A 13,436-nucleotide genomic window follows, 5' to 3' on the forward strand; every position below is an offset into this window, starting at 1 on the left:
GCCCTCAGCATAATACGGTTACGTTGGAGTGCAACACTTCTTATGGCGGTAAATGACAGCACAATTAAGCTCGATCAGTTTTTAAAGTGGGTAGGGATGGCGCAGACGGGTGGGCAAGCTAAGCTTTTGATTCAACAGGGTTTTGTTCTAGTTAACGGCACCCTGGAAACCAGGCGAGGACGACAGTTAGTCTCTGGCGATCGCGTAACGGTGGGGAAACGAACTGTTGAGGTTGAGTTGAACAATGTTGAGTCCTAGGAATTTAGAAATTTGTTCCTTTTAACAGATGTCGTCGAATTGCGTTGACATAAGCAAAGACTGGGAATTGATAATACTCAACAACAACATCTACGACAAAAGCAAGATGAGCTAAAAAGGTTAACCCAATCCAAAGAGTAGGCACCCAAGATAAGGGAGTACCGGGTATTGGGGGAAAAAAGTAGGTAGACAAGGCAACAAGGGTAGTCGGTAATAAGACTAAGGCAACTGCTGCTAACCCAACACCCCAACCCAACTCATTCCCCTTACGATGGGCACCTTGCCAAGTTCGACCATTCCAGCGCCAAGTTATTGGTGATGCGCTATCTGCCATTTTTACAGATTGTTGAATCGGATCGGCAGTGAAAATATGATTGCAAAAGTTACAAGCCCATGCCTCCATTAACGGCATTGCTGCAATCTCACCGTGCCGACAAACTGGACAAGTGTAAACGCCGTCTAACCTAAAATTGTTGTCTGGATTTATTGAATGAAACATCCGCTTAACAAGTATGAAAAATAATCAAGGCTTTCTTTGAATTATAATAACAACCAAATATTTGCGGTTTAATCGTTGGAGTGATTTGTGATTAAATCTGGACAATTTATATAAAAAACCAAGACTTAAAATTTTTAATATTTATGCAGAAAAAGATTGGTAGATAGATGAAAGTTTAATCTTATCGTTGTTGCTGAAACAGTGATTCAAGAAAGTTTGATGGGTTTACAGTGGCTAAAAATGCTGCGGTTAGTGGCTGATTTGATAGCTGGAGTGGTGAAGCTAGGCTAGCGATCGCTAGCTCTCCTCAAAAATTGCCCCTCGCTGCTTGAGATCGAGCTTCATCGCCTCAGAAAGCCCCAAAGCCCCCTCAAACAAAGCATTCTCCACATTTGCACCCTTGATATCGGCACGCTTAAGCTCAGCATCTTTTAGATTTGCGCCGCTCAAGTTAGCACCGCTTAAATCAGCATCGCTGAGATTGGCAGCCTTTAGGTAGGCATTCGTCAAGTTGGCATTGGGAAGGTATGCACTGGTTAAGTTTGCACCGCTAAGGTTGGCACTGGTTAAATTAGCACGGGGCATTTTAGTCCGCAAATCTGCTTGAGTAAGGTTCGCGTGCAACAGATGAGCATCGCGCAGATTCGCATTACAAAGGCAGGCATGGGAAAGATTAGCACCGCTTAAGTTGGCACGGCTTAAGTCGGCAAAGGTGAGATCGGCATTGCTGAGATTGGTATGATTAAGGTCAGCATTCCGGAGGTTGGCGCTGCGGAGGTTCACACCGCTCAAGTCGGCTTCTGCAAAATCCTCAGATGGATTGATGCCCAGCATCTTCGCGCCGCTGATGAAGTCATCTGCCTTGGCTGCTGCCAACAGTTCCCCTATGATTGTCAGATACTGCTGCTGGTAATCGCGAGCTGCCTGCAAGTCTCCGAGGGCGGTGTAAGCAAGTCGGAGATTTTTAAGCGCCTGACCTTCCCCTCGAAGGTCTTGTAATTCTTTGGCGATCGCTTTTGCCTGGTGAAAGCAGAGAATCGCTTTTATCGATTCTTCCAAAGAATGATAAGCCGCCCCTAAATTCGAGAGCGTTTGCATCTCACCTGGACGATCTTGGAGTTCCCGTACAATCGCTAATCGCTGTTGCTGGTACTCTATCGCTTTGGCATCCTCACCGAGAATGTAGTAAGCATTTCCCAGATTCGAGAGCGCATTTCCCTCACCGCGCCTGTCTTGGATGCGTTGAGCGATCGCTAAGTGCTGTTGATAGAATGCGATCGCTTGGGGTATATCTCCTAAAGCTTTATACGCAGCCCCCAAATTCCCTAAAGCCGCTCCCTCAACTCTACTATCCTCGCTGGTGGATCGACAGAGACTGAGTGCCTGTTGCCAAGACTGCATTGCCGCTTGTAGAGATGCGAGAACCTTGGTTTCTACATACGTCTGATATTGCTCAATTCCTTGTTTCAGCAGTCGGTTCGCTTCGTCGATCATCACCGCAATGCACAAATGAAGTTAAGCTTTTCAAGGCGCAAACTTTTCGTTTCCCTGCATCGTCTCCACTCCCTAATCCTCCCCTAAAACAGAGGCAAAAGGAATAATTTTTTCGGCTGGAGAGGAGCTTGCTCCCCTTCCCTGGTAGAAAAGGGGGCTGTTCTTGCTAGGTTGTCTGAGTCAACTAAGAACTGCTGATACCAGTTCGATCAGGCTTTTGAAGCCATTTTGTCCGCACAGGTTCCAGTCAAACAAGCTCGATCCAAAGTTACGCCAGTCAAGTTAACACTATCTAACTCAGCGCAAAGCAAATTTGCTCCAGTCAAATTTGCTCCGGCAAGATTTGCACCCCTTAAGTCTGCTTCTTCTAGATTCGCTTCACTCAGCAAAGCGCCCCGTAAATCCGCTTGGCTTAAGTCTGCACCTTGCAGATTGGCACCACTCAAGTTAGCACCCCGCAAGTCAGCGCTCCGCAAATCCACGCCTTGCAAGTTAACACTCATCAAGTTAGCACCGCTCAAGAAAGCACCGGCAAAAGATGCCTGGGTAAGCTTTGTGCCCATCAAGTTAGCGCCTCGCAAATTTGCACCGCGCAAGTCAGCACCGCATAAGTCAGCTTGCATCAAGTTAGCGCCCAGCAGGTTCGCCCGCAAGTCAGCACCTACAAGTTGCGCTTCGATTAAATTTGCACCATCAAGACGGGCGCGTTCCAAGTTGGAGCCACTAAAATTTGTGCCGACGAGGTTGGCACCGGCGAGATTGATACCTCGCAAATCTACTCCTGAAAAATCTTCGTCTTCTAAATCTGTACCTGGCAGTTGCTTGAGTTTGCCGGAGCGAATTGCTTCAATGTCCATTTGCTAATTGCTAATTGCTAATTGAAGGATTGTTAATGAGGAAAAAAGTTTTAAGTTGTAAAAGGCTTGCGGTTATCGCGTCTGAGTATGGCATTAAAAAGCTCTCTTTTCACTCAAAACTCATAACTCATCACTTTCATTACCCATTCCCCATTAATGAAGGTTGCACTGCTGTACCGGCATAGAGATTTGCATCCAAGAGCCACATTCCCGCTGTCACTTTGCTTGGCGTGACAGGTAGAGTCAAACCCTGTTGCATACCCATAACGAGGAGTGATAGCGTTTCAACCAATTTAGGGTCGAAGCGATCGCCCTGTTGTTGCCGACACTCTTCTAAAGCTTTGGATAAATTCTCTTCGCTGTCGGGATTGGCATTTCTTGCTTGCGCCAGTCGCCACTGAAAGTCTGAGACTAATTCCAAAATTCTCGATTCCAAGGGAATTTCATCACCCGCTAACCCGGCTGGCTCACCCGTCCCGTTCCACCACTCGGTTTGGTGAGTGACGATTTGGGCAACTGCCCGCAGTTGTGACATTCTTCTCAATACTTGCGCTCCTGGGACCAACGGACAAGTCAGCGCACAACTCGGTGCCTCCTCGTCGTAGCGACTCGACTTAGCCGCAGCCAATACACTTTCCGCCCCCTGCAACGGATCGATGCGGTGCAGCAACCCGGCAAGGCGCAGGCGTTTCATCTGCCAAGCGGGTAAATCGAGCATTTGCCCGATCATTTCGGAGAACGCTACCACTTCTGCTGCTGCCATTGGGTTAGTGACATCTGCCATATCCATGAGTTGCGCCATCCGCAAGAATGCCTGGATTTCGTTGGAAACTAAGTTCCGATCCAGCGCTTGTTGGCGAGATCCGGCGGGGATGTCTAGATTGGTGCCGGTTGATATATCATCTTGCCCATGCTGGAGATACTCCACTACGGAAGACACCACTGCACCGAGATTGTGAGGGGTTCCTAAGGAGAGCTGCATGGACTCCTTGCAGGCGATGAGTTTTTTCTCTAGTTCCGGGTTGTAGCGACCAATATGGGAGATCGCTATATCCACCGTCTCTTTCACTAACTCTGGCTCAAACGTCCACAGCCCATAGAATTTGCGCTCCAAGTCAGACGCGGGTAGCCCTGCTGCACCATAATCTTCTTCCGAAAGCTCTTGACACAGCACCATCGCCGTGTATGTCGGCGAAAAGATGATTAAGTGCCACTCTTGGGCAACCGGATCGGAGGGATCTAAGGCCACTAAATCCACGTTTGGGCGTTGGCTAGTTGGGTGTTCGGTAAACCCCGAATCTGACGCCGCCATAATCGCGATCTGGCCTGCTTTCTGTGCGATGTCTCCATAGCGATCGGCTTCTTGCAGATACCATTTGCCTCTTTGAAAAGCGGCAATGGTCAAGGGAGAACTGTCCTCCGTTAAGATGTGGTCTTCTAGCGCATGGCACAGGGCAACGAGGGTGTTTTTGTAGTACACCCCAAATCGAATTGGTCTTTTACTCGATCTGTGGGCAACTTCTAGCTGTTGCAGAATGGAGCCTTCTAACATAATTTTGGTTTTATTAAATGAACCGCAAAGACGCAAAGAGCAAGCGAAGAAGAGCAATGCAGGCTAGGGTGGGCAATCGCTACTTAGCTATTTATGAAGCTAAGATACCGTAACTAGGTGTTTTTCTTTTGGCTGAATCGGTGCCGCAAGGGCTTCTTCTAAGTCGGCACAACCAAGTTTTTCCTCTAGAATTTTCATCACTTCTCGCCCGAAATCGTTGGGGTTTTGCTGCCATGCTTGCAGGCAAACTTCCCCAAAGAATGAGCCGAGGGGTTCTGGATTCCAAAGTAATTTTTTGGCTGTCCACGGCATAATGCTCATGGGATTGTATCCGGGTTTAAGGACATTCTGATCGAAGGCATATTCTTCTAAATGAGTATGAGGTTGTAAGCCAATAAAGAAGATTGCCGGTTCGACTTTATCTGCACCAAAGATCCGCTCTAGTTCCCGGTGGTAGGCAATGGTTTGGCGAATCGTTTCATGCGTTTCGTCGATTACATTAAATGAGTAATTGACGGAAACTAAATCGTTGAAACCTGCTACTTTTAAGTCGCGGCAATTTTCTAAGACGGTTCGCAGGTTATAGCCCATCCGCATCTTCCGCACAAGTTCTTGGGAACCGCTGGTAATGCCGATTTCAAAGTAGTTCATGCCGGTTTTTGCCATCAAGTCGCATAACTCAGGCGTTAAATTGTCTGCCCGAATATAAGCTGCCCAATGGATATCTTTCATCCCAGCGTCGAGGATTTTCTGCAATAGCTCAACGGCGTCATCGATAAATTTCCGAGCTGGGATAAACTGAGCATCAGTAAACCAGAAGTTACGAATCCCTCGGTTATAAAGTTGTTGCATCTCTGCGACAACTTCATCGGCTGGGTTAATCCGTACCTGCTTGCCCTCAATCACTGTATAAATGCAGTAACAACAGTTGTGGGGACAACCGCGCTTTGTCTGCACGCCGACGTAGAAATCTTCGTCTTGCAGATAATATTGAAACTCAGGCCAAATGGTTTCGATGTAGTCGTAATTGCAGGCGGTTTTTTCGATATTCGTAGGACGTTCGTGGATCATGCGATCGCGTGGCGTTGTCTCTCCCACCACATAGCATCGTTCATCCCGAAAATCCTGCCCTCGCAGCATTTTCTCCAGCAGCGCTTCGCCTTCACCCACCGAAACAACTGTCCCGGATGGCAGACTCTTACCGAGTTGTTCGTAAAATACGCTCACAGCACCGCCACCGACAACGGCTTTGGCTTCTGGATGATATTTTTGAGCGCGTTTGAGTCCCCGTTTGATTAATCCCAGGTTGCGCCACAGTTCGGTGTAGTATGCCGTGGTGACGCGCAACCCTCCCAGTGCCCCGCGCAATTTCAGCAGCGGATTTTTGGCGTAGTAAAACTCAAAGGCGTGCTGGAGTGGGTTGCCACCTCTGCCGCCCACGGGCGCATAAATCTGAATATCGCGCCAGGAAAATACTAGCAATGTGGGTTTGAATTCATCAACACACGTATCCAACGCCCCAGTGAAATCCAGAGGCGGCACGGTTCCTAAGTCAAAGATCCGCTGTTCGACTTCTGGGAATTGCTTGTGTACGTGATCGGATAAGTAAACCACTCCGATAGGGAAAATCGGGTTGCAGGGGAGACGGACGTAGAGAATTCGATTATTCATCGTGGTTTTTTGTATCTAAATTTACTACTACTGAGATGGAAAGCGACAAATGCGATCGCTTTCTCAAAAATTATTCTGGCTATGACTTGCTCTCAGGATTCGAGCCATGTTTGGTATCTTTAGCGACTAGATGTGAATCCGCCATTGACCCGCAGGACTTACTGGCGACAGCAGCACCTCTGTATCTATAAATGAAATGATTCTGAAAGGTCTTTATATAACTTTACGATAACATTGACTATCCTCAGTCTTGCCCTGATTTTGGTTCTGGAGCCAAAAAAGAAAGCCGAACACTGCAAAATCGATCTCTAGTGGCAGCCGGTTCTCAACAACAAGTCAAAATTCAGCACCAATTCATTGCTTATCCTGGAAAAACCTTGGCTTCGCTTGCATTTTCATCTGGCAATGCTGGCATGAGACGTGAGGGAGGTATTTTTACCGGGAGTCATAGTGCGAGTCGGAAGCTTAAGCACGGAAAATTGCCGTTACAATCGCCAGTAGCAAAAATTACTAAAACGGGAATTTTTTCCTCTAACTTTGGGGGGATATCTCACCAGAATATTCAGTTGGTATTCGTGTTTACAACAAGCCGGGATCGCCGAATGTTAGCTTAGTTATGGTAATCCTAGGCAGTGGCGCAAAGCTCCTCAGCAGTTATGGCTCAAATACTCGATCCCCTTCCTTCTGGTAACAGCGATCGCATTCTGTGCTGCTACGTTAATGCTACAAGCCACATTCAAATTGCTCGGATCTCTAACGTTCCGAACTGGTACTTTGAGCGCGTTGTCTTTCCAGGACAACGCTTAGTGTTTGAAGCAATGCCCGAAGCGAATCTGGAAATTCATACAGGGATGATGGCAAGTGCCATCCTCTCAGATACCATTCCCTGCGATCGCTTGTGTATCAGTGAAGGCAATGATTCTGAGTTGAATACAATCGACCTACACGATCAAGAAAACAACGATAATACCCGAAAGCTTGAAATCCAGAAAAAGAGAAATTTAGAAACCGTAGAATCTTTAACAACCGCTTATATTGGCTAGTTTTGCTGAAAAAATTCAGTAATTTCAGGGTTGTCATAAGCGACAGCTCTTTTTTATAGGATTTTTAGCGATTAGCGATTAGCTTTTAGGGAAATTAACTGGTTAATTCTCGTATACGTAGATAGACAAATTCTTTTTTCTCAGCGATCTAGCAGTCCTATTATGATTCGTAAAAGCGAGATCCTAGGGCACCTCTTCCGAAGTCGGGGAGCTGAAGGGCTGGTATCTCTCCGCTAAAAGTAGGATTGCTATTGCACCAAGCGAACAGCTTAAGATGAAAAGTAGATGCTGCTGTAGCTGAATGTAAGTAAGTAACGAGTGAATCTACCTTCTTTTCTCTGGCTCTGGAAAATTGCTGCATGGTCGATGGGCTTGTCGATATTAGCCTACCTATTGCTGGGAGTTACTGGCAGTTGGATGTTTGCGGCTCGTCAGCAAAGAAGTTCGCAACCGCGATGGTTGCGTCTTTTTCACTACGCCACTGGCGCAATTCTCGTGGCTCTCGTCTTGCTGCTGCTCGCCATTGGGATTGTCGGCACGTTAGGTCATTATGGCAGCCTCGCTCACTCGGCGCACTGGATTGCCGGGTGGGCAGTGGTTGTATTAGTGTTGCTCTCAGCGGGAAGTGCAATTCTGATTAATCCCAACCGAGCTTGGGCGCGTTCGGTTCATATTGCAACCAATCTAGTGTTATTCGTAGGATTAGCTTGGGTTTCGTTAACCGGCTGGAGCGTGGTACAAAAGTATTTACCCTAGATTTAACCTTACTAGGATGGTCACAGACTAAAGTCTATGCTGTTTAGATAACCATCTTTCTTCGCAAAGCCTGTGAGCATGGATGGGGAACCCCCGCCGCTACAGTGCTTTTTCACGGAGCAGGCTGGAAATCCGTCGGTGGGGTGAGTGGCACTAGCCGAAAATTCGTGAAAATACACAAAGTTATTTCCTTAAGCGAACAGCTTAGGGTTTTTGACTCGACTAAGATGAATTAAAGTAAGCCTTTACCGCTGAGCGATGCGCGATCAAATAATCCCAGGCGTGATTTTCGTAGTAGCTCTTGCTATTTTTTTAGGCGGTATCGTGGGCGTGCGCTTCCCCCTCGGTAGTGAGAGTGCGGGGCAAGTAGTTCCTGCGGGTAGTCAAACGACAACACCATCGCCCTCTCCTACACCGACCACTACGGTTAGCCCAGTTCCAACCGTAACCCCTACGGCAACAACCCCTCCAGTAACGCAACAGCAACAACCTGCAACCCGCAGCAATCCTTATACCCCATCGCAGGTAGACCTACCACCCGAAGAAGATCCGGTGCCAGCGTTGTGGTAATCGGCTTTTAGAAATTGCAAAGGAATACAACGTGCGATGGAGTCGCTACACGAGGTTTGTGTAAGCGATCGCATTCCTCTCGCCATAAAGTCGTATCGTCGCCTACAGTAAGACAAGCGCGAACCGGCAGGTCGGCGCTTCGCTATCGCCAAGGTTAATACTTATAGAAATATGGGCGGCTTTAATCTCGCGTTCTGCAAGAAAATCAGCCGCTTATGCCTGCAACTTTAATAACGACAAACCTTTTTATAAGACTTTTAAAGTTAATTTTTTATTCTACGATTAGAGTTAAATAGCTTACGACCTATTCTTAACCAAAATCTAATTTTAATTAGTTAGAATTATTTCTATTTGTTTGTTGGCAAAAATTATGCGGCGACGCCATTTTTTTTGGTATTCCCTAATATTAATCACAAGCTGTACCGCAGCAAGTAACCCTAATGATAGAGATTCGCCTTCAAATGCCAGAAATTTCCCTGAAAAGCTCCGATTTACAGTAACCGAGATTCCGAGCCTTGAAGAGTTGCAGCGTAATTATGGGGGATTGCGGACGGCACTAGAGGAGGTACTGGAAACGAAACTTGAGTTTGTTCCCGTTGAAACATACATCGCCGCCGCCGCCGCCTTACAGTCAGATCAGCTGGATCTTGTTCTCACAGGCCCCTCGGAATATGTAATCATGCGTGCTAGGACAAATGCGGTTCCTGTCATCGGCATCACTCGACCAAACTACCATGCAGCTATCTGTGTCTCTGCTAACAGCAAGATCGAGTCAGTAGCACAGTTAAAAGGTAAAAAAATTGCCATGTGGCAGTTAGGCTCAACCAGCGGTTATCTGGGTCCCACCAAGTTTTTGATTGATGCTGGATTAGATCCTAAATCTGACCTAAAAATCCTCATGTTAGGAAGTCAGGGACTACCCGCCTTGAAAAAAGGTGAGGTTGATGCTTGGGGAGGGTCTACTGTTAAGTATGAGAAATTCCTCCAAGATGAAGGCTTATCTGAGAGTGAGTTACCGCTAATCGTGAAAGGGCCGCTTCTCCCCAAGGACTTATTTGTTGCTAGTAGTAAGCTCGCTCCTGAATTCGTTAAAGAGATGAGAGATCGCGCAATTAAAAATCAGGACAAACTAATTCAAAGTCTTTTATCCGTCGAGGAAGGTAAGTACAAAGGCTCTCAGATAGTTCCGGCGAATGATGCTGATTACAATATGATTCGCGAGGTCTATAAAGCTATTGGACAAGGTAGTTTTGTTCAATAGCTTTAATCGCTTGATTCGACTATTTTTGGATATTTTTTTTGTTTTTTTAAACCTCTAGACTTTCCTCAATGGATCTCAAAAGACATGGGGTTGCAGATAAGCCTAACTTAGATAACCAAGGGAACACCTTGAAATTTTCTACAAACTGGGTAAGACGCTTCATTCCGCGCTTGAGTATAGCCAAAAAAATTGGTTACGGTTATTCCTTGGCTATCGGCATAGCGGTTTTAGGAACAACGATTGGTCTAATTAGCGGAGACTATTACGAAAAGAAGGCTCAAAAGCAGCTAATAATTGCCGAGAAGCAGCAAAATCTCCTCAGTAACTTAGAAAATGCTGTTGGTGAACTGCGAGCGCACCCACAGCGGCTGGTTATTGTACTAGGAGAACCAATTTGGTTTGACTACGAAACTGCTAAGTTTTTTACAAGTGTTAGTCGGAGCCAGACAATATTATCAGAATTCCACTTTTTTATAGACAGCTACCCCGATAATTTAGCAACAAAGCCTACAGATTTAAAGAATTTATTGAATGGTTATGAAACCAATACCGAATCCTACACTCAGTTAATTAAGTTTCTCTGGCGGCAGATTGATCCAGCTAACTTGAAAACAGAAGAAATTTCGGTAGCGCAGCAAAAGTTCTTGAATTCTATCACAAGCAAAACAGCGACTAATATCATTGTTAGTTTCGACCGATTAGCAGAGAGTTTAACTAGGCTGAAAGAGACAGCAGAATCTCAACAGATAGAAGCAAAAAACAAGCTTGGGCAAGCCGAGACACTAAGGCTGCAAATTATTGTTGGGAGTATGCTGCTGTCAGTGGCGATCGCGGTGGCGTTGGCGATTATTACGGCTCGTGCGATCGCTCGTCCCCTCGAAGCAGTCACTCAAGTTGCCAGAGCCATCACTCAAGAATCTAATTTTGACCTCCGCAGTCCAGTTACCACTGAGGATGAAGTGGGGTCATTAGCAACCTCTCTAAATTGCCTAGTGCAGTGGGTAGGAGAATATACCCACGAACTAGAGTTAGCTCGTCAGACACTAGAGGAGCGAGTAGAACAACGAACCGAGGAATTGACACAAGCGCTTCAAGAACTCCAACAAACCCAATCTCAACTCATTCAAACTGAAAAAATGTCCAGTTTGGGAGAGCTAGTTGCAGGTATCGCTCATGAAATTAATAACCCCATCAATTTCATCTACGGTAATCTGGAACACGCTAACGTTTATACGCAAGAACTGCTTAATTTAGTACATCTGTATCAGCAGCAGTACCCTCACCCTACCCCTCTTCTTCAACACGAGATTGAAGCAATTGACGTGGACTTCCTTACGGAAGATTTTACCAAAATCCTGTCTTCTATGAAGATGGGCACTGAACGTATTCGGCAAATTGTTTTGTCTTTGCGAAACTTCTCCCGGCTAGATGAATCTGAGATGAAACCAGTCGATATCCATGAAGGGATAGAAAACACGTTGTTGATTCTCAATCACCGCCTTAAGCGGGGAATTGAGGTAATCAAAGAGTATGAAGATTTGCCTCTCGTTGAGTGTTACCCAGCTCAACTCAACCAGGTATTTATGAATATTATCAGTAATGCAATTGATGCTTTGGAAGAGACCAAGAGCAAAAATGAGAGACAGGAAGAAGCGGAAGCAATAAACAAGGGATTTCTCATCCAAAATCAAAAAATAATAACCGAAAAATCGCAGATTCTGATTCACACGGAACGGTTCAAGTCTAACTATATTCGGGTAAGAATTCGAGATAATGGTTTTGGAATTCCTTTGGAAATTAGAGACAAGCTGTTTAATCCCTTCTTCACAACGAAGCCGGTAGGTAAAGGCACTGGCTTAGGACTCTCCATCTGCTACCAAATCGTTGAAAAGCACAAGGGGAAAATCGAGGTAATTTCGGAGTTTGGACAAGGAACAGAGTTTGCGATCGCATTGCCTATAAAAACTCACAACTAGCGTTAGCTCTTAAAAGAACTGCTATAGCAATCCGATTTGAGTTGTGAGATGCCAGCGAAAGCGAGATCCTAGGGCAACTCTTCCGAAGTCCGGGATCTCGCTTTCGCTGTGAAGAGCGCATCCCTTTGCTAAGGCTACAAAAAAGGAGGCAGAAGTTTATCTGTTGCAGACAAACAACAAAATAGTATATCGCTTCACGCGCAAACCCCGTCCTCTCTATCGTTGCCTCGCAGATGGATGTTAAATTGTTTAAGATCCTCTGCAAAGACTTTCACAGCTTGCCCCCAAAGAGCGGCTGCTGTCTTGAAAGCAAAGTTTTTTCTAAATAACTTTAGCAGGAGTCCTACGACCCACTCTCCCCCATTGAGATAGAGCAAAGATGAATCGTGCCTTTTCACCCCTCCAACAGTTTCTAATCACTTGGCTGCTCGTTCTGACAAGCGGTTGGGTGACGATTTTGGCTCTGAGATATGTGGGTGAGTTGATTAGCATTTTGCTCACAGCCGGACTGATTGCCTTTTTTCTTAACTATGCTGTTGCCGTTTTGCAAACTTTCTTGCCCCGGAGTGTGGCAGCAATCTTAGTTTATTTAATAGCAGGCTTAACTCTGGTACTCATTGGCCTGACTGTAGTACCGCCAGTGTTTAATCAGGGGCGGCAATTGGTGACAAATTTACCTTCGCTCCTAGAGTCTGGACAACAGCAATTAGCCGCCTTCCAAGCTTGGAGTGCCGAACACAATTTACCGTTTGACGTGCGAATTTTGGCTTCTGAGTTGTTGGCACGAGTACAAGCGCAAGCCCAAGCGATCGCGACCAGAGGCTTTGGCTTAGTATTAGGCACTTTTAACTGGTTTTTTGACTTAATTCTAATTCTCGTTATTTCTTTTTATATGCTCATTGATGGTGAGCGAGTTTGGCGGGGACTGACGAGTATTTTCTCATCCAAAATTAAAGATGGTTTGACAGAATCATTGCAACGAAATTTGCAGCGATTTGTGTCGGGTCAGGTGTTATTGGGTGTGTTTATGGCAACGACTCTTTCCCTCGCATTTTGGGCATTGCACGTGCCATTCTTCCTAGTATTTGCGGTTTTTATTGGGTTGATGGAAATCATTCCCTTTATCGGAGCAACTTTAGGAATTGCCACGGTTGTGATTGTGGTAGCGTTTATCAATTGGTTTCAGGCGCTGCAAGTCTTAGCCATAGCGATCGCACTTCAGCAGATAAAAGATAATTTGGTCGCACCCCGAATTATGGGCAATTTGACAGGTCTATCGCCAGTGATTATCTTTGTCTCTCTCCTACTCGGAGCGAAATTGGGGGGATTGTTAGGAGTGATTCTAGCAATTCCCCTAACAGGTGTCGGGAAAAGTCTTGCAGAAATTGTCCTCGATCCCATGCTGCCACCTCAAACCGGATCGTTTTTTCACAACCCTTTTGCGAAGGAAGTCGTTATCACCACAGAGGAGCAAAGGGGAATTCCTAGCAATTAGCAAT

General features: G+C 46.0%; 14 protein-coding genes. 9 read left to right on the plus strand and 5 right to left on the minus strand.

Going from position 1 to position 13,436, the window contains the following annotated elements:
* The first annotated feature begins 42 nt into the window (after nucleotides 1-42).
* On the plus strand, nucleotides 43-258 hold the full coding sequence (locus H6F50_RS19035) for an RNA-binding S4 domain-containing protein (protein WP_190429907.1): 216 nt from the start codon (nucleotides 43-45) through the stop codon (nucleotides 256-258).
* A 4-nt stretch (nucleotides 259-262) separates the two neighbouring features.
* Here the strand turns inward: H6F50_RS19035 and H6F50_RS19040 are convergent, their stop codons facing one another.
* The 5 genes from H6F50_RS19040 to H6F50_RS19060 all read right to left on the minus strand — a co-directional run bounded on the left by H6F50_RS19040 (nucleotide 263) and on the right by H6F50_RS19060 (nucleotide 6,331).
* Nucleotides 263-757, minus strand: a complete 495-nt coding sequence (locus H6F50_RS19040) for a hypothetical protein (protein ID WP_190411775.1) — start codon at nucleotides 755-757, stop codon at nucleotides 263-265.
* Nucleotides 758-1,054: 297 nt separating this feature from the next.
* The gene (locus H6F50_RS19045; protein ID WP_190429908.1) at nucleotides 1,055-2,251 is read right to left on the minus strand and encodes a pentapeptide repeat-containing protein; all 1,197 of its coding nucleotides are present in this window, start codon (nucleotides 2,249-2,251) and stop codon (nucleotides 1,055-1,057) included.
* A gap of 209 nt (nucleotides 2,252-2,460) precedes the next feature.
* Nucleotides 2,461-3,108 carry a pentapeptide repeat-containing protein gene (locus tag H6F50_RS19050; protein ID WP_190429909.1) on the minus strand — a complete coding sequence of 216 codons (648 nt, stop codon included), beginning with the start codon at nucleotides 3,106-3,108 and terminating at the stop codon, nucleotides 2,461-2,463.
* Nucleotides 3,109-3,247: 139 nt separating this feature from the next.
* Nucleotides 3,248-4,660, minus strand: a complete 1,413-nt coding sequence (locus H6F50_RS19055; protein ID WP_190429910.1) for a DICT sensory domain-containing protein — start codon at nucleotides 4,658-4,660, stop codon at nucleotides 3,248-3,250.
* A 99-nt stretch (nucleotides 4,661-4,759) separates the two neighbouring features.
* Nucleotides 4,760-6,331 (minus strand): photosystem II high light acclimation radical SAM protein, encoded by a 1,572-nt coding sequence (locus H6F50_RS19060; protein ID WP_190429911.1) that lies wholly within the window; start codon nucleotides 6,329-6,331, stop codon nucleotides 4,760-4,762.
* Between the two features lie 35 nt (nucleotides 6,332-6,366).
* On the opposite strand from H6F50_RS19060, the gene H6F50_RS19065 reads away from it, so the two are divergent.
* From H6F50_RS19065 to H6F50_RS19100, 8 genes are all read left to right on the plus strand, one after another.
* The gene (locus H6F50_RS19065; protein ID WP_190429912.1) at nucleotides 6,367-6,522 is read left to right on the plus strand and encodes a hypothetical protein; all 156 of its coding nucleotides are present in this window, start codon (nucleotides 6,367-6,369) and stop codon (nucleotides 6,520-6,522) included.
* 120 nt (nucleotides 6,523-6,642) lie between these two features.
* Nucleotides 6,643-6,945 carry a hypothetical protein gene (locus H6F50_RS19070; RefSeq protein WP_190411779.1) on the plus strand — a complete coding sequence of 101 codons (303 nt, stop codon included), beginning with the start codon at nucleotides 6,643-6,645 and terminating at the stop codon, nucleotides 6,943-6,945.
* A gap of 42 nt (nucleotides 6,946-6,987) precedes the next feature.
* Nucleotides 6,988-7,374, plus strand: coding sequence for a DUF1830 domain-containing protein (locus H6F50_RS19075; RefSeq protein WP_190429913.1), 387 nt, complete (start codon nucleotides 6,988-6,990; stop codon nucleotides 7,372-7,374).
* Between the two features lie 318 nt (nucleotides 7,375-7,692).
* Complete coding sequence (locus H6F50_RS19080) at nucleotides 7,693-8,130, plus strand: DUF4079 family protein (RefSeq protein ID WP_190411781.1); 438 nt, start codon at nucleotides 7,693-7,695, stop codon at nucleotides 8,128-8,130.
* 258 nt (nucleotides 8,131-8,388) lie between these two features.
* On the plus strand, nucleotides 8,389-8,700 hold the full coding sequence (locus H6F50_RS19085) for a hypothetical protein (protein WP_190429914.1): 312 nt from the start codon (nucleotides 8,389-8,391) through the stop codon (nucleotides 8,698-8,700).
* A 358-nt stretch (nucleotides 8,701-9,058) separates the two neighbouring features.
* The gene (locus tag H6F50_RS19090) at nucleotides 9,059-9,961 is read left to right on the plus strand and encodes a PhnD/SsuA/transferrin family substrate-binding protein (RefSeq protein WP_242029110.1); all 903 of its coding nucleotides are present in this window, start codon (nucleotides 9,059-9,061) and stop codon (nucleotides 9,959-9,961) included.
* 68 nt (nucleotides 9,962-10,029) lie between these two features.
* Nucleotides 10,030-11,937, plus strand: coding sequence for an ATP-binding protein (locus tag H6F50_RS19095; RefSeq protein ID WP_190429915.1), 1,908 nt, complete (start codon nucleotides 10,030-10,032; stop codon nucleotides 11,935-11,937).
* Between the two features lie 379 nt (nucleotides 11,938-12,316).
* Nucleotides 12,317-13,432 (plus strand): AI-2E family transporter, encoded by a 1,116-nt coding sequence (locus H6F50_RS19100; RefSeq protein WP_190411785.1) that lies wholly within the window; start codon nucleotides 12,317-12,319, stop codon nucleotides 13,430-13,432.
* The last annotated feature ends 4 nt before the right edge of the window (nucleotides 13,433-13,436 follow it).

The sequence above is a fragment of the Coleofasciculus sp. FACHB-712 genome (assembly GCF_014695635.1).
Taxonomy (GTDB): Bacteria; Cyanobacteriota; Cyanobacteriia; order Cyanobacteriales; family FACHB-T130; genus FACHB-T130.